This is a genomic window from Sphingomonas endophytica (assembly GCF_014199415.1).
Classification (GTDB): domain Bacteria; phylum Pseudomonadota; class Alphaproteobacteria; order Sphingomonadales; family Sphingomonadaceae; genus Sphingomonas; species Sphingomonas endophytica.
On the sequence record NZ_JACIJN010000002.1, the window covers coordinates 110,030 to 128,681 of the forward strand.

Annotated in this window: 18 protein-coding genes; 9 read left to right on the forward strand and 9 right to left on the reverse strand. The window is 68.3% G+C overall.

The window, feature by feature from the left end; genetic code table 11:
• Positions 1–5: 5 nt before the first annotated feature.
• Positions 6–644, reverse strand: coding sequence for a DUF4893 domain-containing protein (locus tag FHS97_RS03305; protein WP_184033220.1), 639 nt, complete (start codon positions 642–644; stop codon positions 6–8).
• Positions 641–1,426 (reverse strand): 3-hydroxybutyrate dehydrogenase, encoded by a 786-nt coding sequence (locus FHS97_RS03310; protein ID WP_184033222.1) that lies wholly within the window; start codon positions 1,424–1,426, stop codon positions 641–643. Before FHS97_RS03310 ends, FHS97_RS03305 begins: the two co-directional genes overlap by 4 nt.
• Before the next feature lie 125 nt (positions 1,427–1,551).
• Here FHS97_RS03310 and ypfJ point away from each other — a divergent pair, with 125 nt between their 5' ends.
• Positions 1,552–2,454, forward strand: coding sequence for a KPN_02809 family neutral zinc metallopeptidase (gene ypfJ, locus FHS97_RS03315; RefSeq protein ID WP_184033223.1), 903 nt, complete (start codon positions 1,552–1,554; stop codon positions 2,452–2,454).
• A gap of 242 nt (positions 2,455–2,696) precedes the next feature.
• Here ypfJ and FHS97_RS03320 read toward each other — a convergent pair whose 3' ends face one another.
• The 4 genes from FHS97_RS03320 to FHS97_RS17610 form a co-directional block, all read right to left on the reverse strand.
• A complete protein-coding gene (locus FHS97_RS03320; RefSeq protein WP_184033224.1) occupies positions 2,697–3,374 on the reverse strand; it encodes a DUF1013 domain-containing protein in 678 nt (225 codons plus the stop codon).
• 99 nt (positions 3,375–3,473) lie between these two features.
• Positions 3,474–4,496, reverse strand: coding sequence for a glycosyltransferase family 4 protein (locus FHS97_RS03325; RefSeq protein ID WP_184033225.1), 1,023 nt, complete (start codon positions 4,494–4,496; stop codon positions 3,474–3,476).
• A 4-nt stretch (positions 4,497–4,500) separates the two neighbouring features.
• Entirely contained in the window at positions 4,501–5,412 is a 912-nt protein-coding gene (locus tag FHS97_RS03330) for a UDP-2,3-diacylglucosamine diphosphatase (RefSeq protein WP_184033226.1), read from the reverse strand.
• A 95-nt stretch (positions 5,413–5,507) separates the two neighbouring features.
• Positions 5,508–5,642 (reverse strand): hypothetical protein, encoded by a 135-nt coding sequence (locus FHS97_RS17610; RefSeq protein ID WP_260396382.1) that lies wholly within the window; start codon positions 5,640–5,642, stop codon positions 5,508–5,510.
• Positions 5,643–5,876: 234 nt separating this feature from the next.
• On the opposite strand from FHS97_RS17610, the gene FHS97_RS03335 reads away from it, so the two are divergent.
• From FHS97_RS03335 to FHS97_RS17675, 6 genes are all read left to right on the forward strand, one after another.
• Positions 5,877–6,863, forward strand: coding sequence for an NAD(P)H-dependent flavin oxidoreductase (locus FHS97_RS03335; RefSeq protein ID WP_184034029.1), 987 nt, complete (start codon positions 5,877–5,879; stop codon positions 6,861–6,863).
• A 242-nt stretch (positions 6,864–7,105) separates the two neighbouring features.
• On the forward strand, positions 7,106–7,651 hold the full coding sequence (locus FHS97_RS03340) for a hypothetical protein (RefSeq protein ID WP_184033227.1): 546 nt from the start codon (positions 7,106–7,108) through the stop codon (positions 7,649–7,651).
• Positions 7,652–7,698: 47 nt separating this feature from the next.
• Positions 7,699–8,442 carry a trehalose-phosphatase gene (gene otsB / locus FHS97_RS03345; RefSeq protein WP_184033228.1) on the forward strand — a complete coding sequence of 248 codons (744 nt, stop codon included), beginning with the start codon at positions 7,699–7,701 and terminating at the stop codon, positions 8,440–8,442.
• Positions 8,439–10,220 carry a glycoside hydrolase family 15 protein gene (locus FHS97_RS03350; RefSeq protein WP_184033230.1) on the forward strand — a complete coding sequence of 594 codons (1,782 nt, stop codon included), beginning with the start codon at positions 8,439–8,441 and terminating at the stop codon, positions 10,218–10,220. Before otsB ends, FHS97_RS03350 begins: the two co-directional genes overlap by 4 nt.
• Positions 10,217–11,611, forward strand: a complete 1,395-nt coding sequence (locus FHS97_RS03355; RefSeq protein WP_184033232.1) for an alpha,alpha-trehalose-phosphate synthase (UDP-forming) — start codon at positions 10,217–10,219, stop codon at positions 11,609–11,611. Before FHS97_RS03350 ends, FHS97_RS03355 begins: the two co-directional genes overlap by 4 nt.
• 94 nt (positions 11,612–11,705) lie before the next feature.
• The gene (locus FHS97_RS17675) at positions 11,706–12,860 is read left to right on the forward strand and encodes a diguanylate cyclase domain-containing protein (protein ID WP_221233096.1); all 1,155 of its coding nucleotides are present in this window, start codon (positions 11,706–11,708) and stop codon (positions 12,858–12,860) included.
• Here the strand turns inward: FHS97_RS17675 and FHS97_RS03365 are convergent.
• The 3 genes from FHS97_RS03365 to FHS97_RS03375 all read right to left on the reverse strand — a co-directional run bounded on the left by FHS97_RS03365 (position 12,833) and on the right by FHS97_RS03375 (position 17,539).
• Entirely contained in the window at positions 12,833–13,918 is a 1,086-nt protein-coding gene (locus tag FHS97_RS03365; protein WP_184033233.1) for a mechanosensitive ion channel family protein, read from the reverse strand. The genes FHS97_RS17675 and FHS97_RS03365 overlap by 28 nt on opposite strands.
• Before the next feature lie 83 nt (positions 13,919–14,001).
• The gene (locus FHS97_RS03370; RefSeq protein WP_221233097.1) at positions 14,002–15,630 is read right to left on the reverse strand and encodes a long-chain-fatty-acid--CoA ligase; all 1,629 of its coding nucleotides are present in this window, start codon (positions 15,628–15,630) and stop codon (positions 14,002–14,004) included.
• 109 nt (positions 15,631–15,739) lie between these two features.
• On the reverse strand, positions 15,740–17,539 hold the full coding sequence (locus FHS97_RS03375; RefSeq protein WP_184033234.1) for a peptide MFS transporter: 1,800 nt from the start codon (positions 17,537–17,539) through the stop codon (positions 15,740–15,742).
• 129 nt (positions 17,540–17,668) lie between these two features.
• On the opposite strand from FHS97_RS03375, the gene FHS97_RS03380 reads away from it, so the two are divergent.
• Entirely contained in the window at positions 17,669–18,247 is a 579-nt protein-coding gene (locus FHS97_RS03380) for a nitroreductase family protein (protein ID WP_184033235.1), read from the forward strand.
• A gap of 37 nt (positions 18,248–18,284) precedes the next feature.
• Positions 18,285–18,641, forward strand: a complete 357-nt coding sequence (locus FHS97_RS03385) for a GntR family transcriptional regulator (RefSeq protein ID WP_159754887.1) — start codon at positions 18,285–18,287, stop codon at positions 18,639–18,641.
• The last annotated feature ends 11 nt before the right edge of the window (positions 18,642–18,652 follow it).

The window sequence follows — 18,652 nt, forward strand, 5'->3', positions numbered from 1 at the left end:
GATGGTCACTCAGCCGGCACCAGTTCCAGCACGTCGAGCGTCGACTCGAACGCAGGATAGGGCATTACCAGCCGCCAGCGGCGCGGGCCGATCCGTTCCATCCAGCCGGCGACGTCGCGGGTCGCGTCGGCGCCATAACCATAAGCGCGTGACTCGTCGCCGAACATCAAGGTCCCGAGAAACGCCGCGCGGGTCGGGTCGGCGCGGTAAAGCAGCCCGACCTGCCGTTGCGAGCCGGTCAGCTTGACCAATTGCGCCGCGCCGCCGGCCGCAACCGTGATCCGGCAATCAAACCATCCATAAGCGGTGAAGCCGGTGCCGGCCTTGCCCTTGCGCCCCAGCTTGAACGTGCGGCAGCGATAGGCGCCCGCGGGCGGCACCGGATCGTCGAGCGCGGCGTCGATCGTGAACAGCGCCCCCTGTGCGGCGAGATCGGCCGCGGCGACCGGGCGGGCCTGCGCCAGCGCCTGCGTCCATGCTTCGTACCAGCGGCGCAGGCGGTCGCGATCGGCAGGGGTAGCGAGCCGACGCCAGTCGGGCGCGGCGGCCAACGCTTCCGGCGGGGGCGGGGCGGTGATCGCGGCGGGGGGCCGCGCGCCGCAGCCGGCGAGGCAGAGGAGCAGCGCGCCGGCGATGCGCCTCACGCCGCGGTCCAGCCGCCGTCGACCGACAGGTTTGCGCCGGTGATCGCCTTCGCCTCGTCGCGGCACAGGAACAGCGCCAGCGCCGCCACCTGTTCGGGGGTGACGAACTCCTTGGTCGGTTGTGCGGCGAGCAGCACGTCGTCGATCACCCGTTCGCGCGTCAGCCCGCGCGCCTTCATCGTGTCCGGGATCTGCCGTTCGACCAGCGGCGTCCAGACATAGCCGGGCGAAATGCAATTGGCGGTGATCCCCTGCTGGGCGGTTTCCAGCGCGACGGTCTTGGTCAGCCCGACCAGTCCGTGCTTGGCGGCGACATAGGCGGACTTGTTGGGGCTGGCGACGAGGCTGTGCGCCGAGGCGGTGGAGACGATCCGGCCCCAGCCGCGCGCGCGCATGTGCGGAATGGCGGCGCGCATCATGTGGAACGGTCCGGTCAGATTGAGCGCGATGATCGCGTCCCACTTCTCGGGCGGGAAGTCGGCGATGCCGCAGACGTGCTGGATGCCGGCATTGTTGACGATGATGTCCGGGCCGCCCCACGCGTCGTGCGCGCGCGCCACCAGTGCGGCGATCGCGGCGGGATCACCGACATCGGCCGCATCGTACAACACCTCGCCCGAACCGAGCGCGGCGACGCCGGCGCGTGCCTCCTCGATCGCGTCGGCGTCGCCGAAGCCGTTGAGCATGACGTCCGCGCCTGCCCCGGCCAGCGCGCGCGCCACCGCCAGTCCGATGCCCGAGGTCGATCCGGTGACGATCGCGCTCTTGCCGTTCAGGAACATTGCCGGGCCTTTCGCTGCCGTGTTTCGATCACCAATCGGCGAGCCGCGCGGCGGTTGCAACCCGCGGCGGGGTGCGCGCATTCATGCCGCGACGGTAACGACCCGCCTTTCAGGGGAGGCATTCCATGCGGCTCGACGATTATGACAATGATATCAACGTCGGCGAGGCCCGCGGTGGGGGCGGGCTCGGCGGCGGCGGGGGCGGCGGTTTTCTTTTGGGACTGCTGCCGATGATCGGCAGCCGCTTCGGCTGCGGCGGGATCGTGGTGGTGCTGCTGTTGCTCGCGGTATTCGGCGGGCTCGGCAATCTCGGCGGGATGCTCGGCGGGGGCGGCGGCACCGCGCCACAGGTCAGTGCGCCGTCGCGCGAGACGGTGCAACAGGTCTGCGACGCCTCGACCGCGCGCCGCGATACCTGTCGCGCGTTCAGCAATGCGCAGAATACGTGGGAAAAGATCTTCGCGAGCCAGAACCAGCAATTCAGCCCGCCGAAGCTGCAATTCTTCAGCGGCAGCGGTCAGTCGGGTTGCGGTGCGGCGATGTCGGCAATGGGGCCATTCTACTGCCCGACCGACCGCGGCATCTATCTCGACACCAGCTTCTTCGACGAGCTGGCCAACAAGTACAAGGCGGGCGGCGACTTCGCGCAATATTACGTGATCGCGCATGAATTCGGCCATCACATCCAGAACCTGCTCGGTACGTCGTCGGAGGTGCAGCAGGCGCAGCGGCGCGCGAGCGAGGCGGAGGGCAACGCGCTGTCGGTGCGGCTGGAGCTGCAGGCGGATTGCTACGCCGGCGTGTGGGCGTCGATGAACCGCGACCGGCTCGATCCGGGCGATGTCGAGGAGGGGATGCGCGCGGCGCAGGCGATCGGCGACGACACGTTGCAGCGCGAGGCGCAGGGGCGTGTGGTGCCCGACAGCTTTACCCATGGCACGTCGGCGCAGCGGCAGGCGTGGCTGCGGCGCGGGATCGAGAGCAACGGCAACCCGGGGGTGTGCGACACTTTCTCGGGCGCGATCTGAGGGGGGCTGGGGCGGGCGGTAAAACGCTTCCCCGTTCGATAGCCGTCATTGCGAGCGTAGCGAAGCAATCCAGGGCGTCCTGATCCTGCCCTGGATTGCTTCGCTACGCTCGCAATGACGATCGTTCGTTACCCGGGTACCTGATCCGGGAGCCCGCTGTTTCCTGCGGGTGGAGAAGGAAGAAGCGAGGTCCCGGATCAAGTCCGGGACGACGGTAGAAGCTCAGCGCTTGCCACCTAAAATCAGCGGCGGAACGGGTCCTCGAACGCAGGACGCGTAGGGGCATCGCTCGTCACGCCATTCTCGGCATCGCGCGCGGCCTGCTCGCGCTGTGCGCGCAGTGAGGCGATCAGCGCCTCGCGGTCGCCGTCCAGCCGGGTATCGGTCGGGGCCTGCTCGATGCCCGCCGCCTTGGCCGCCTTGTTGACCGCCGAGTCCAGCTCGCGCTGCGTGGTCAGGCCGAGCGTCACCGGATCCTTCGGGGTGATGTTGCCGATGTTCCAGTGGCTGCGGTCGCGGATCGCCGCGATCGTCGTGCGCGTGGTGCCGATCAGGTTGCTGATCGCGCCGTCCGAAATCTCCGGGTGGTTGCGGATGATCCAGGCGATGCCGTCGGGCTTGTCCTGCCGCTTGCTGACCGGCGTATAGCGCGGGCCCTTGGTGCGGCGCACCTGCTCCGGCCCCTTGGTCATCGTCATACGATAATTGGGATTTGCCTGCGCCTTGTCGATCTCGTCCTGCGTCAGCTCGTGCGCGCGTACCGGATCGCGCCCGGTCAGCTTGGTCGCAGCGGTGTCGTCGGCGATCGCCTGCACCTCGAGGATGTGCAGCCCGCAGAAGTCGGCGATCTGCTCGAAGGACAGCGCGGTATTGTCGACGAGCCACGAGGCGGTCGCGTGGGGCATGAGCGGCTGGGCCATGCGGACAGTCTCCATAAATGCAAAGGGCCGCCCCTTCCCGGAGCGGCCGCCTGTTACCTAGCGACTTAGTGCGTGGCGCGCGTTAGGGCAAGCGCGCGCTCACGCCGCGCGGGCGAGCGCCGGGCCGAACGGTTGCAGCGCCTCAAGAAATTGCCGCGCGCTCGCCGGCCAGGTGAAGCGCGCGCCCGCTGCGGCGCAGGCGGCACGATCGCGCGTCAGCGCACGCGCGATCGCCGTGGGGAGGTCTGGGTCCATCGCGCCGGTCTCCGGGGTCAGCACGTCGACCGGCCCCGCGACCGGAAAGGCCGCGACCGGCGTGCCGCACGCCAGCGCCTCGATCATCACCAGCCCGAACGTATCGGTGCGGCTGGGAAAGACCAGCGCATCGGCGGCGCGATAGGCCGCGGCGAGCGCCTCGCCGAACAGCGCGCCGAGGAAAAGCGCGTCGGGATAGTGGCGTTCGAGCGCCGCGCGCGCCGGGCCGTCGCCGACCACCACCTTTGTGCCGGGGACGTCGGCGGCGAGGAAGGCGGCGATGTTCTTCTCGACGGCGACACGCCCGACGTGGAGCAGCACCGGGCCGGGCAGCGCGGCCATGGTCGCGTTGCGCTCGCCCGTCGGCCGGAAGAGCGGCGCGACGCCGCGGCCCCAGCGTCGCACGCGGGTGAGGCCATGTGCGCCCAGTGCCCGCTCGATCGTCGGGGTGGAGGCGAGCACCGCCGCGGCAGGGGTGTGGAACCAGCGGACATAGCGCCATACCCACTCGGGATTGGCCCCGGTGCGCGCCGCGACATAGTCCGGAAATTGCGTGTGATAGGCAGTGGTGAACGGCAGGCCGCGCGACAGACACCAATGCCGCGCCGCGATCCCCAACGGACCCTCGGTGGCGATATGCACCGCCTCGGCGCCGAAGCGCGTGATCCGCCGCCCGATCGTCGGCGGGGGCATCAGCGCCAGCCGGATCTCGGGATAGGTCGGGCAGGGGATCGACGGGGCGTCGGCGGGCGAGACGACCAGCATTTCATGTCCGAGGTTGCGCAGCTCCGCGACGACATTCTCCAGCGTGCGGACCACCCCGTTGACCTGCGGTGCCCAGGCATCGGTGACGATCGCGATCCGCATCGCGTCAGGCGGCAAGCGCGGTGACGGTAGGCGTCTCGCGCCGCGCGATCTCGTCACCCCAGTTGAGGATCTCCATCGTTCCGTCGAAATGCTCGACCAGCGCGTTGCACCCCTCCACCCAGTCGCCATCATTGTAATAGGCGACCCCGGCGATGTCGCGAATCTCCGCGGTGTGGATGTGGCCGCACACCACGCCATCGACCCCGCGATCGCCCGCCGCCTCGGCGACGATCTCCTCGAAGCGTGAAATGAACGCGACCGCGTTCTTCACCTTGGCCTTGGCGTGCTTGCTGAGCGACCAATAAGGCATCCCGAACTTGCGGCGCACCGCGCTGACCGCGCGGTTGAGCGTCATCAATGCGGTGTAGGCGGCGTCCCCGACATGCGCGAGCCAGCGGTGTGACAAGGTGATCGCGTCGAACTCGTCGCCGTGGAGCACCAGCAACCGCCGCCCGTCGGCGGTCTCGTGAACCGCCTTGCGCCGGATCTTGATCCCGCCGAAGTCGAGCCCCGCGAACTGGCGGAACATCTCGTCATGGTTGCCGGGGATATAGATCATCCGCGTGCCGCGCCGTGCGCGCTTCATCAGCCGCCAGATGACGTCATTGTGCGCGGCGGGCCAGTAGAAGCGCTTCTTGAGTTGCCACCCGTCGACGATGTCGCCGACCAAATACATGGTGTCGCTGTCGACATGGTCGAGGAAGTCGATCAGCATGTCCGCATTGCAGCCGCGCGTGCCGAGATGGACGTCGCTGATCCACACCGTGCGATAGCGGCGGCGCTCGCCGACCGGCTCCTCGGGACGATGCGGGCGCGAGTGCGTGAAATCGAACAGGTCGGCGACGTCTACGAGATGCCCGGTGGTCGGGGCGATCCCCCCTGCGACGGGGGCAAGCGTGGCGGCGATCGGCGGCATGAGCGGCTCTCCCTCGCCGCCGTTATGCCGCCTTCATGTGACGCGCCTGTCTCGCCGCAGTGACGGCGATATGGCCGATCGGTGACGGTTCCGCGTCAGCGGGCCATTTGTACTAGCGCGTCGATCGTCACGGCGATGACGCCCCAGCTGGCGACGGCCAGCCCCGCCAGCGTGGCGAAGCGACGACGCGACGAGAAATTATAGCCGGCGGTCATTTTCAGGGTCCTCATCCTCTTTCTTATGACAGGAAGGTGACACGTCCGCGGCGTGCCGAAAAGTACGGATTGCTGCCGTTCTCCGTGCAAATTTTCGATCACTGCGAACGATTGCGCGGGCACTGATCGAGCGGCTGTGTTGCCAGCGGTCGACACCCCGCCTAGTCAGGGGCGATGACCGACATTCTGACCGCCGCCGCGCCGGCCGTTTCCGCCTCCAGCTTCGGTGAAAAGCGGCTCGCCGCGCGCATGGAGCGCGGCGCGCGTTTCCTCGGCAGCGAGGTGGCGATCATGGCCGGCGCGATGTCATGGGTTTCGGAGCGGCACCTCGTCTCGGCGATGTCGAATGCGGGCGGCTTCGGCGTGATCGCGTGCGGCGCGATGACGCCGGCGCTGCTCGATGCCGAGATCACCGCGACCAAGGCGATGACCGACAAGCCGTTCGGCGTGAACCTGATCACCATGCACCCCGATCTGACCGCGCTGATCGAGGTCTGCGCGACGCACGAGGTGGGGCATGTCGTGCTGGCGGGCGGGCTGCCGCCGAAGGGTTCGCTGGAGGCGATCAAGGCGAGCGGGGCCAAGGCGATCTGTTTCGCGCCGACGCTGGCGCTGGGCAAGAAGCTGGTCCGCTCGGGCGTCGATGCTTTGGTGATCGAGGGGATGGAGGCGGGCGGCCATATCGGCCCGGTGTCGACCAGCGTGCTCGCGCAGGAAATGCTGCCGGAACTGGCCGAGGCGGTGCCGGTGTTCGTCGCGGGCGGGATCGGACGCGGCGAGGCGATCGCGGGCTATCTCGACATGGGCGCGGCGGGGGTGCAGCTCGGCACGCGCTTCGTCTGCGCGAGCGAGAGCATCGCGCACGCCAATTTCAAGAAGGCGTTCATCCGCGCCTCGGCGCGCGACGCGGTGGCGAGCGTCCAGCTTGATCCGCGGCTGCCGGTGATCCCGGTGCGCGCGCTGAAAAACGCGGGCGGTGAGTTGTTTACGGCGCGGCAGCGTGAGGTGGCGCAAGCGCTCGACGAAGGCAGTGTCGCGATGGTCGAGGCGCAATTGCAGATCGAACATTATTGGGCGGGGGCGCTGCGGCGCGCGGTGATCGACGGTGACGTCGAGCATGGCAGCGTGATGGCCGGGCAGTCGGTCGGAATGGTCACCAAGGAAGAGCCGATCGCCGAGATTATCGCGACGTTGATGGCAGAAGCGGCGCAGGCGTTTGAAAAGCGGGCGGGATAAGCCTCGCTCCTGACCCTCGCCTGCGCGGGCGACTCGCCTCGGCCCGTCTGACGCACGGCGCGGCGGCTCGGCTCTATCGCCGGCCGCCCCGCGATGGGATCGCGGCAAGGTCGCGTTCGAAAAGGGGTTTTACGATGCGCCTGCGCCTGTTCGCCGTCGGGGCGGCGTCGCTTCTTGCGGCGGCGTGTTCGCGCACGCCGCCGCCCGCACCGCCGCCGCCGCCGTCGCAACCCACTGTAAAGATGACACTTGCGCCGATGCCGGCAGGGGCGCGGGCGGGGATGCGGATCCCGGCAAAGCTGGCGGACGGGCGGTGGGCGACCCCCAATGTGAAGCTGTCGGCGGCGGGTAGCGTCTGGCATCTGCGCGCGGCGCTCAACGTCGCGGTGCTGGCGTGCCACGGCGCGGATCAGGCGGTGATGGTCAATGAATACAACGCCTTGCTCACTGCGCGCAAAGCCGAGTTGGCACAGGCGCAAAAGGCGTTGCAGCAGGAATATCGCGCTTCCCGCGGGACGCAGTGGGAGGACGCGTTCGACGACCAGATGACGCGGCTGTACAATTTCTTCGCGCAGGATTTCGCGCACGCGGGATTCTGCGGCGCGGCGCGTGACGCTCTGGCGTCGATCGGGAGCGTGCCGTCATCCGAAATACCCATGTTCGCGGCGCAGCGGTTGCCGGTTCTGGAAGCGCCGTTCACCGATTTCTTCGCCGCGTACGATCGCTGGCGCTCCGGCGCGCTGGTGCGGGCCGCCGACCCGCCCGTGGAGATCGCAACCGGCCGGTAATCGTTGCGCGCTTGCATCGAAACGGGGCGTGCCGGGTTTGAGCGTGCATGACCGACCTCGCGCCGCCGCCGCCTTCGCTCCTGACCGACGCCAGCCTGTTCCTCGACTTCGACGGGACGCTGGTCGAGATCGCCGAGACGCCGGACGGGGTGGAGGTCACCGACGACGTGGCGCCGTTGCTGGAACGGCTGGGCAAAAGCCTGCCCGGCGGGGTCGCGATCGTCAGCGGGCGGCCGGTGCAGGAGATCAGCGCATTGGTCGCGCCCGCCGCGCTGCCGATCGCGGGCAGCCACGGGTTGGAGGTCGCCGCGAAGGACGGCAGAATCACCGCGCCCGACCGCTCCGCCGCGCTCGACGCCGCGCTGGCCGAGGCGCAGGCGTTCGCCGCCGATCATCCCGGCACGCTGGTCGAGGACAAGCCGTTCGGGGTCGGGCTGCATTTCCGCGGTGCGCCCGCGGCCGGCGCGGCGATGACCGCGCTCGCCGAACAGCTCGCCACCGTCCATGACCTGCATCTCCAGCACGGCAAGATGGTGGTCGAGCTGCGCATGGCCGGGCGCGACAAGGGCGCGGCGGTCGAGTTGCTGATGCGGGAACCGTTACGGCAGCGCACGGTTCCTGTGTTTGTGGGGGACGACGTGACCGACGAGGCCGGCTTCGCCGCTGCCGCCGCACTGGGTGGCGCGGGCGTGCTGGTCGGCCCGGCGCGCGACACCGCCGCCACCTACCGGGTCGAGGGCGTCGCCGACGTGCTCGCGTGGCTTGATGCCGCATGCAGGGAGAAGACATGACGACGCTGGATCTGTGGCCGATCGGCAATTGCCAGGTAAGTGCGCTGGTCGATCGCGAGGGACGGTTCGTCTGGGGCTGCGTGCCGCGCGTCGACGGCGATCCGCTCTTCTCGGCGCTGCTGGGCGGTGAAGAGCCAGACGCCGGCTATTGGGGGATCTGCCTCGAAGACAGCGTGTCGATCGAGCAGGAATATATCCGCAACACGCCGATCCTCGTCACCACGCATCGCGACTCCCACGGCGGCGCGATCGAGGTGATCGATTTCTGCCCACGCTTTCAGCGCGAAGGACGCACCTATCGTCCGGTCGCGTTTGCGCGGATCGTGCGGCCGATCGAGGGCAGCCCGCGTGTTCGCATCGCGCTGCGCCCGACCTGCGGCTGGGGCGGGGGATGCCGCGAGCAGATTGGCGGATCGAACCATCTACGGTTATTGATGGACACGATCGCGCTGCGGCTGACCACCACCGCGCCGATCGCGATGGTGCAGGGCGAACATGCCTTCCGCGTCGAACGCCCGCTGCACTTCTTCCTCGGACCGGACGAGAGCTTCCAGGGCGATCTCGCCAGCACCGTCGACCTGATGCTGTACCGCACGACGCAGGAATGGCAGGGCTGGGTGCGCGGGCTGGCGGTGCCGCTGGAATGGCAGGAAGTGGTGATCCGCTGCGCGATTACGCTCAAGCTCTGCCAGCATGAGGAAACCGGCGCGATCGTCGCGGCGCTGACCACCTCGGTGCCCGAACATGCCGGGTCGCAGCGCAACTGGGACTATCGCTACTGCTGGATCCGCGACGCTTATTATACGGTGCAGGCGCTCAACCGGCTCGGCGCGCTCGACGTGCTGGAGGGCTATCTCGGCTACCTCCGCAACATCGTCGATGGCGCGCGCGGCGGACACATCCAGCCGCTGTACGGGGTGCTGGGCGAGGCGCAGCTGCCCGAGCGGATCGAGGAATCGCTTGGCGGCTATCGCGGCATGGGGCCGGTGCGCGTCGGCAATCAGGCCGCCGAGCAGATCCAGCACGATGCCTATGGCCAGATCGTGCTGTGCTCGGTCCACGCCTTCTTCGACCACCGCTTGTTCCGCCAGAGCGGGATCGAGGATTTCGAGGCGCTGGAGCGGGTCGGCGAGCGCGCCTGGGCCTATTACGACCAGCCCGACGCCGGGCTGTGGGAGCTGCGCACGCGGCAGAGCGTCCATACCTATTCGAGCGCGATGTGCTGGGCGGCGTGCGACCGGCTCGCCAATGCCGCCGAGCGGCTGAAGCTGCCCGAGCGCGAGGCGTTGTGGTCGGAGCGCGCTCAGGTGATCCGGGAGCGGATAGAGAGCGCGGCGTGGCGCGAGGATACGCGGCGCATGTCGGCGACCTTTGCCGGCGACGACCTCGACGCCAGCGTGCTGCAATTGCTCGACCTGCGTTTTCTGGAGGCGGACGATCCGCGCTTCCTCGATACGCTGGTCGCGATCGAGAAGGGGTTGCGGCGCGGCTCGACGATGCTGCGCTACGATACCGAGGACGATTTCGGGCTGCCGGAGACCGCGTTCAACGTCTGCACCTTCTGGCTGATCGAGGCGCTGTTCCTAACCGGGCGCAGCGACGAGGCGCGCGCGCTGTTCGAGGAAATGCTGTCGCGCTGCACCGCCGCCGGGCTGCTGTCGGAGGACATCGATCCGCAAAGCGGTGAGTTGTGGGGAAATTATCCGCAGACCTATTCGTTGGTCGGCATGATCAACTGCGCCGCCATGCTCAGTAAACCGTGGAGTAGTATCCGTTGAATCGCCTGATCGTCATCTCCAACCGCGTCACCGCGCCCAAGGGCTCGACCGCCGGCGCACAGGGAGGGCTGGCGGTCGCGCTCGCCGCCGCGCTGCGCGATCGCGGCGGCATGTGGTTCGGCTGGTCGGGGGAGCAGACCGACCAGTTCAACGGCCATATCAACTTCCAGCGCAACAGCGGCGTCACCACCGCGACGGTCGACCTCGAAGAGCAGGACGTTCAGGAATATTACGACGGCTACGCCAACCGGACCCTGTGGCCGCTGTTCCATTACCGCATTGATCTGGCCGAATATGAGCGCGACTTTGCGGGTGGCTACAAGCGGACCAACCAGCGGTTCGCGGATACGGTGCGCCCGCTGATCGAGCCGGACGACGTGATCTGGATTCAGGATTACCACATGTTCCCGCTCGGCGCGGAGCTGCGGGCGCGTGGTTGCGCCAACCGGATCGGCTTCTTCCTGCACATTCCGTGGCCGCCGCGCCGGCTGCTCGGGACGCTGCCCAACGCCCGCGAGCTGGTCGAGTCGCTGTTCGCCTATGATCTGATCGGCTTCCACACCGAGGAGTGGCTCGAGTCGTTCTGCGACTTCGCCCGGCACGACATGGGCGCGACGATCGAGGGCAATATCGCGCGGCTCGGCGATCGTCAGGTCGAGCTGATCGCCTGCCCGATCGGGATCGACGCGGTCGAATTCGCCGAGATGTCGAAGAGCGTGCCGGCGCGGCTCGCCTACCGTCGGATGCGCGACAGCGCCGACGGGCGCGACATGATCGTCGGGGTCGACCGGCTCGATTATTCCAAGGGGCTGGAGGAGCGGTTTCTCGGTTACGAGCGGTTCCTCAACGAGCATCCCGAAGAGCGCAAGGAAGTGTTCCTGCTCCAGATCGCGCCGCCCAGCCGCGTGTCGGTCGAAAGCTATCAGCGGATCCGCCAGTCGCTCGAAGGGCTGTCGGGACGGATCAACGGCGCCTATGCCGATGTCGACTGGGTGCCGATCCGCTACGTCAATCAGGGCTATCCGCGCGACCATCTTGCCGGCATCTACCGCGCTGCCAAGATCGGGCTGGTGACGCCGCTGCGCGACGGGATGAACCTCGTCGCCAAGGAATATGTCGCGGCGCAGGACCCGGAAGATCCCGGCGTGCTGGTGCTGTCGCGGTTCGCGGGGTCGGCCGAGCAGATGGAAGACGCGCTGCTGGTCAATCCGTACAGTGCCGAGGAAGTCTCCGACGCCATCTATCAGGCGCTGCGGATGCCGCGCGAGGAACGCGTGCGGCGCTGGGAAAAGTTGATGGCGGGGGTGCAGGAATTCGACGTGACATGGTGGGCGAAGACCTTCCTGACCGCGCTGGAGAAGAGCAGGATCCCCGCCGATGTCGGCAGCTGACATGAAATAAATCCGCAGCGCGGATGATCTTCCGGTTGCTGCCGCGCGATCTTCGTCGCACGAACTGCCAAGTGGCAACGATACTGGTACGTGCGTGAGCGGTGCGGTCTATGCATTGATCGTGAATGCCTGTGTCGCGATGCTGTTCGCGGCCACGTTCGCGGTGCTGCGCGCCTCCTATCCGCAACAGCGCGCCAGCGGCTGGTTCTGCGCCACTTACGCAATCGGGCTGTTCTCGCCGCTGAGCGAATTGGGGGTGCGGTTCGCGTCGACCCCGGCGCTGTTCACCGCCACCAGTTACCTGACGCTCGTCCTGTCGATGCTGTGCTTCACGCTCGGCGTGGCGCAGCTGAGCGGGCGGCGACCGCCGCGCGCGGCGGCGGCGATCGCGGTCGTCGCGCTGTTCGGGCGGGTGATGCTCGTCGACGGTGCGCGCAACTCGATCGGTTACGGCCTCGTCTACCAGTTTCCGTTCTACACGATGCTGCTGCTGTGCACGGTGATGGCGATCCGGGCGGTGCGCGAACGGCGTGATCCGTCGTGGGCGGCGCTGGGGATCATCTTCGCGGTGACCGCCAGCCATTTCCTGGTGAAGCCGTTCTTCGCCGCCGCCTTCGGTTCGGGGGCGACGATGCGCGACTATGCGGCGAGCAGCTACGCGCTGTTCTCGCAGGCGCTGGGCGGCCTTCTGACGATCGCCAGCGCGCTGGCGGTGCTGCTGATGATCGTGCGTGCGGTGCTACGCTCGACGCGCGCGGAGTCGGAGACCGACATGCTGACCTGTATCGCCAACCGGCGTGGGTTCGAGCGCCGCGCCGCCGGGTTGATCGCGCTGTCGCGTCGCGAGGGACAGGCGATCGCGGCGATCATGCTGGACCTCGACCATTTCAAACAGGTCAACGATCGCTTTGGCCATGCGACCGGCGATGCGGTGCTGCAGGCGGTCGGGCAGGCGTTGACGCGCACCGCGCCGCGCGATGCGCTGATCGCGCGGCTGGGCGGCGAGGAATTTGTCGCGCTGCTCGGCGGCACCGGCTTCGGCGGGGCGGCACGGGTCGCGGAGGAGTTCCGCGTCGCGGTGACGCGGCTCGGCCCCGGCCTGCCGCCGGTGACGGTGAGTGGCGGGATCGCCGAGCTGCGCCCGCACGACACGCTGGTGACGTTGCTCGATCGTGCCGACCGCCAGGCCTATGAGGCCAAGCAGGCCGGGCGCGACCGCATCTATCCGGCGCCTTCCAGCGCGACATAGGCGCGGCGGCGGAGCATCGCGCCGGGCTGTTCGGCGCGGATGTGCGCCAGCAACGCCTCGCGCACGTCGCAGCGCAGGTCGAAGGCGGTCGAGGCGTCCTTGGCGGTCATGAGGCCGCGCAGCTCGACCGAGCCGTCGGGCTTCACGTCGGTGACCTGCAGGTTCCAGAACCGTCCGTCCCAGCGCGGGTTGCTGGTGACGATCTCGCCGAGCTTCGCGCGCAGCGCCTCGACGTCGGTTCCGGCGTCGACGTACCAGAAGACGCTGCCCAGCAGCGCGCTCGACTGGCGGGTCCAGTTCTGGAAACTCTGTTCGAGGAATTTGGAGACGGGCACGACCAGCCGCCGCTCGTCCCAGATCTTGACGACGACATAGGTCAGGCGGATTTCCTCGATCCGTCCCCATTCGTTGTCGATGATGACGACGTCGTCGATGCGGATCGGCTCGGTGAAGATCATCTGGAAGCCGGCGATCAGGTTCTTGAGCGCGGGCTGCGCGGCGGCGCCGACCGCGAGGCCGGCGAGGCCCGCCGAGGCGGCGAGGGTCACGCCGAGGCTGCGGACGCTGGGGATCGTCATCAGCATCGTGCAGATCGTCACCAGCATGATGACCGAGATGATGATCCGCTGGAAGATGCCGAGCCGCGTGCGACGGCGGCGCGCGCGCAGGTTGTCGGCGACGCTGATGTCGGCATGGCGGATCATCACGTCGGTGACGGTCCCGACCGCGACGATCGCGCACCAGCCCATCAGCCCCGGCACCAGCAAGGCAGCGATCCGCCCCCACAGGGTCGCCTGACCGCGGGTGAGGTCGAGCGCGGGCTGCACCGCCGCCAGCGCGATCGCGAGCATCAGCCAGCGCAGCAGCTTGCGGATGCGTTCGACGAACAAGGCGCTGGCGCTGTCGGGGCGCGCGGCGGTGGCGCGGCGCGCGACCCAGATCACGATCCGGTGGAGCACCAGCGCGAGCGCCAGCGCCGCTGCCACATAGAATATGCCGGACAGCCAGCCGGGCAGATCGTGCAGCCAGCCGCGCGCGGTCCTGATCGCGTCCGCCATTGCTTCTCTCAATTTATCGGTGGTCGGGAGCGTAACGAGGTGGCGGGGCGGGGTGTTCCCGGACAGGTTACGTCACTGAGCGACTAGCCCGGCAACCGATAATCCGCGAATTGGCGCCGCAGCAGCTTCTTGTCGATCTTGCCGGTCGCGCCGAGCGGGATCGTGTCGACCACCAGCACGTCGTCGGGCATCCACCAGCGCGCGATCTTGCCGTCGAGATACGCGAGCACGTCCGCCTTGTCCGGCGTCTGTCCCGGCGCGGGCTGGACGAGCAGGATCGGGCGCTCGTCCCATTTCGGATGCGCCACGCCGATGACGGCCGCGATCGCCACCGCCGGATGCGCGCTGGCGATATTCTCGATCTCGATCGAGCTGATCCACTCGCCGCCCGACTTGACGATGTCCTTGGCGCGATCGGTGATGTGCATGTAGCCGGCCGCGTCGATCGTCGCGACGTCGCCGGTGTCGAAGAAGCCGTCGGCGTCGAGCACCGGCGTGTCGTCGCGGAAATAGCCGCTGGTGATCGTCGCCCCGCGGATCAGCAGCCGCCCGGCGGTCTGCCCGTCGTGCGGCAGCGCGTGCCCGGCGTCGTCGACCAGCCGGAAATCGAGCCCGACCTGCAACCGGCCCTGCATCGCCTTGCGCCGCACCTGCTCGTCATAGGGCTGCGCCAGTACCTCGGCGGTCGGGGCGGAGAGGGTGGCGAGCGGCGACGTCTCGGTCATCCCCCAGCCCTGCACGACCTCGACGCCGTAATCGTCCTGGAAGGCGCGGATCAGCGCCGGCGGCGGCGCCGCGCCGCCGATCACGACGCGGTGGAGGGTGGAGAAGGCGCGCCCGGTGCCGCGCAGATACTGGAGCAAGCCCTGCCAGACGGTCGGGACCGCGGCGGAGAAGGTGACGCCCTCCTGCTCGATCAGCTCGTAGAGCGATTCGCCGTCCATCCGCGCGCCGGGCAGCACCAGCTTCGCGCCCGCGGCGGGCGCGGCATAGACGACGCCCCAGGCGTTGGCGTGGTACATCGGCACCACCAGCAGCACCGTGTCGCGCTGCGTCAGCGCGAGCGCATCGGCCTGCAACGCCATCATCGTGTGCAGGTAATTGGAGCGGTGCGAGTAGAGCACGCCCTTGGGATCGCCGGTGGTGCCCGAGGTGTAGCAGAGCCCGCACGCCAGCCGCTCGTCGAACCCGCCCCATGTGGCGGTGCCGGCGTGCGGCGCGATCCAGTCGTCGAACGCGACCGCCGGATAGTCGGTCGCCGGCAATGCGGCGCGGTCGCACAGAAACACGACCCGTTCGATCGACGGCACGTCGCGCACCAGCCGCGCGGCGAGCGCGGCGCAGGCGGGATCGGCGAGCAGCAGCCGGTCGCCGGCATGCGCCGCGATCCACGCGATCTGTTCGGGGAACAGCCGCGGGTTGAGCGTGTGGAGCACCGCCCCGATGTTGGTGGTGCCGTACCACGCCGCCATGTGGAGCGCACCGTTCCAGCCGAGCGTCGCGACGCGGTCGCCGCGCGCGATGCCGGCGGCGAGCAAGGCGTCGGAGACCTGTTTGGCCATATGGTGGAGCTGGCGGTAATCGGCGCGGGTGATGCTGCCGTCCGCCTCGCGCGAGACAATCTCGCGGTCGCCGTGCCAGGTCGCGCCATGATCGAGGAAGCGGTCGACGGTAAGCGGGGTGTCCTGCATCAATCCGAACAACTCAGCCATCGGCGCTCCCCGGTCCCTCCACCACGAAAAACGGCGGCGCCCATTTGCCGGGTCGCCGCCGTCTTGCTGCCAGAAGGCTACGCTTTTGTCGCGTGTCGATTGATGTCGATCACTGCACGCCGTGCATCCACTTCCGGATCACCGGCGACAGCGCGATCAGCAGCAGGCCGATCGCGGTGGCGGCAAGGCCGATCGTCCAGAACACGCCGTTATAGGTATCGAGGCTGACCTTGAGGTTCGTCACCTGTCCGCCGACCGTCTCTACGCTGGCGACCTGCGCAACGATCCCGGCGACATATTGCGCCACCGACACCGACAGGAACCACACGCCCATCATCAGCCCGACGACGCGCGCGATCGACAGCTTGGTGATCATCGACAGCCCGACCGGCGAGATGCACAATTCCGCGACCGAGTGGATCAGGTACAGCCCGGCGAGCCACCAGATCGCGACCTTGAAGTCCGCGCCCGCGAAGCGCCCGCCGAAGACGAGGAACAGGAAGCCGAACCCGACCAGCATCAGCGCGATGCCGAACTTGACCGGGATCGACGGCTCGCGCCCCGCCGCCGCCAGCTTCGTCCACATCGCCGCCATGATCGGCGCGAAGACGACGATGAAGAAGGCGTTGAAGAACTGCGTCTGCCCCGCCGACAGCGAGAACAATCCGAAGATCGAGAGATCGGTGTTGCGGTCGGCGTAGAGCGTCAGGCTCGATCCGGCCTGTTCGAACAGCGTCCAGAACACGACGTTGAAGACGATCAGCACCATCGCCGCCAGCATCATCTGGAACTCGACCCGCGAGCCGTTGGCGAACGACCAGATCAGGATGCCGGGCACCGCGATCAGGAAGGTGCCGAACAGCAATTTGCCCATCAAGGGCAGCGCGATGATGTAGCCGATCAGCCCGGCGCCCGCGACCGGGTCCGGCGCGTTCATCAGGTTGGTGAACAGCAAATAGAAGATCGGTACGCCGATCAGCGCGGCGGCATAGATGCCCAGCGCGCGGTCGCGCTGGCCGGGCTTCACCGGCGATTCGCCATAGCCGGCGAGCCGCCCGCCATCGAACTGGATCAGCGCCCATGAGGCGAGCATCCCGATCGCCGCGAGCCCGAAGCCCGCCCACCAGCCGACCATCGTCGCGAGCAGCGGGCAGAGCAATTGCGACAGCGTCGAGCCGATGTTGATCCCCATGTAGAAGATCGTGAACCCGGTATCGCGACGGCGATCGCCGGCCGGATACAGCTCGCCGACCATCGTCGAGATGTTCGGTTTGAAGAAGCCGTTGCCGACCGACACCAGACACAGCGCGAGCAGCATGACGGTCACGTAGAACGGGCTGCGCTCGCCATCCGACTGGAACGCGCCCTTGGCGACGGTGCGTTCGGGCTGGCCGTCCGCGCCGAGCAGCGCGACGGTGCCGTCGTCATTGCCCTTGATCGCCAGCCGCTTCGCGCCGTCGAGCACGTAGCGGGTCTCGACCCCCTCGGCGTTCTTCTCGATCGCGACCTCGTAGCGCTGGCCGTCGACGGTCGCGAACGGCTTGGCGGTCTCGCCGCCGAAGCAGAGCGTGAAATAGCCGATCGCCATCAGCACCGCGCCGAACTTCACCGCGCGCTTCGAGCCCAGATACTGGTCGGCGAGATAGCCGCCGATCAGCGGGGTGAGGTACACCAGCGCGGTATAGCCGCCGTACAGCCCGGTCGCCTGCCGGTCGCCGAACAGGAAATGCTGCGTCAGATACAGCGTGAGCAGCGCACGCATCCCGTAGAAGCCGAACCGCTCCCACATCTCGGTCGTGAACAGCCGGGCGAGCTGACGGGGATGGCCGAACCAGGTCGCCTCCTCGGCCGGATTGACGTGACTGATATCCGGCTCGCGCGGGCTGTCCGCGGTTGGGGTGTCCACCATGAGGGGCAAGCTCTCCAGAATACGGGTCGTCGCCCGCGGTCATGCGCGGGGGAACAAGGTTGCGCCCGAGACTAACGGTTAAGCGGGCGCTGTAAATATCCTGTCACATCGCCTATCCAAGGTCGCGTGATGTTCAACGACCTTTCCTCGCCGCTCTCGCTGTTGACCACGCGCCGTTCGGGCAAGCCGCGCGACCTGATCGCGCCGGGGCCGGATCATGCGCAACTGGTCGAGATGATCCGCATCGCCGGGCGCACTCCCGATCACGGCAAGCTCGCGCCGTGGCGGTTCGTGATCGTCGGCGACGACCGCCGCGACGCGCTCGCCGCGTTGCTGGTCGATGCCTATCGCGAGGAGCGTCCCGCCGCGGGACGCGCCGAGATCGAGGCGATGGAGCAGTTCGCGCGGCAGGCACCGGCACTGGTGATCGCCTTGTCGAGCCCGCGGACGGAGAGCCACATCCCGTTGTGGGAGCAGGAATTGTCGGCGGGGGCAGCGTGCATGAACCTGCTCCACGCCGTCCATGCTTCCGGGTTTGCGGGCGGGTGGCTGACCGGCTGGCCGGCGTTTTCCGACCGTGTCCGCGACGCGTTCGGGCAAGCGCCGGAGCGGATTGCGGGGTTCATGTTCATCGGCACGCCCGGCCGCCCGCTCGACGAGCGTCCGCGTCCCGACGAGGCGCGGCTGTGGAGCGACTGGCAGGGCTGACCTCGACACCGCTAGACCCATGCTGTATTAAGGCAGCATGGCAGCGCTCAGCAACGATGACTCGCCCGTCTATCTCCGCCTGCGCGGCACGATCGCGGCGGCGATCCTGCGCGGCGAGTTCGGCGCGGGCGACCAGCTCCCCTCGGTCCGGGCGCTTGCCGCCGAGCATGGCGCGAACCCGCTGACGGTGGCCAAGGCCTATCAGAGCTTTCAGGACGACGGCTATGTCGAGGTGCGGCGCGGCGTCGGGATGTTCGTGCTGCCCGGCGCGGCCGAACGGTTGCGGACCGTCGAGCGCGAGGATTTCGTCGCGCAGCAATGGCCGCGGATCCGCGAGCGGATCGCGCTGCTCGGGCTGAATGCGGCCGAACTGCTGGAACGCGCGCCGGCGTGACGCTTTGACCC

Excerpts from the sequence above, each read along its gene's own strand:
- FHS97_RS03310 (WP_184033222.1), bottom strand. The coding sequence starts at position 1,426 with ATGTTCCTGAACGGCAAGAGCGCGATCGTCACCGGATCGACCTCGGGC.
- ypfJ (WP_184033223.1), top strand. The coding sequence starts at position 1,552 with ATGCGGCTCGACGATTATGACAATGATATCAACGTCGGCGAGGCCCGC.
- FHS97_RS03320 (WP_184033224.1), bottom strand. The coding sequence starts at position 3,374 with ATGGCCCAGCCGCTCATGCCCCACGCGACCGCCTCGTGGCTCGTCGAC.
- FHS97_RS03325 (WP_184033225.1), bottom strand. The coding sequence starts at position 4,496 with ATGCGGATCGCGATCGTCACCGATGCCTGGGCACCGCAGGTCAACGGG.
- FHS97_RS03330 (WP_184033226.1), bottom strand. The coding sequence starts at position 5,412 with ATGCCGCCGATCGCCGCCACGCTTGCCCCCGTCGCAGGGGGGATCGCC.
- FHS97_RS17610 (WP_260396382.1), bottom strand. The coding sequence starts at position 5,642 with ATGAGGACCCTGAAAATGACCGCCGGCTATAATTTCTCGTCGCGTCGT.
- FHS97_RS03335 (WP_184034029.1), top strand. The coding sequence starts at position 5,877 with ATGGAGCGCGGCGCGCGTTTCCTCGGCAGCGAGGTGGCGATCATGGCC.
- FHS97_RS03340 (WP_184033227.1), top strand. The coding sequence starts at position 7,106 with ATGACACTTGCGCCGATGCCGGCAGGGGCGCGGGCGGGGATGCGGATC.
- otsB (WP_184033228.1), top strand. The coding sequence starts at position 7,699 with ATGACCGACCTCGCGCCGCCGCCGCCTTCGCTCCTGACCGACGCCAGC.
- FHS97_RS03350 (WP_184033230.1), top strand. The coding sequence starts at position 8,439 with ATGACGACGCTGGATCTGTGGCCGATCGGCAATTGCCAGGTAAGTGCG.
- FHS97_RS03365 (WP_184033233.1), bottom strand. The coding sequence starts at position 13,918 with ATGGCGGACGCGATCAGGACCGCGCGCGGCTGGCTGCACGATCTGCCC.
- FHS97_RS03370 (WP_221233097.1), bottom strand. The coding sequence starts at position 15,630 with ATGGCTGAGTTGTTCGGATTGATGCAGGACACCCCGCTTACCGTCGAC.
- FHS97_RS03375 (WP_184033234.1), bottom strand. The coding sequence starts at position 17,539 with ATGGTGGACACCCCAACCGCGGACAGCCCGCGCGAGCCGGATATCAGT.
- FHS97_RS03380 (WP_184033235.1), top strand. The coding sequence starts at position 17,669 with ATGTTCAACGACCTTTCCTCGCCGCTCTCGCTGTTGACCACGCGCCGT.
- FHS97_RS03385 (WP_159754887.1), top strand. The coding sequence starts at position 18,285 with ATGGCAGCGCTCAGCAACGATGACTCGCCCGTCTATCTCCGCCTGCGC.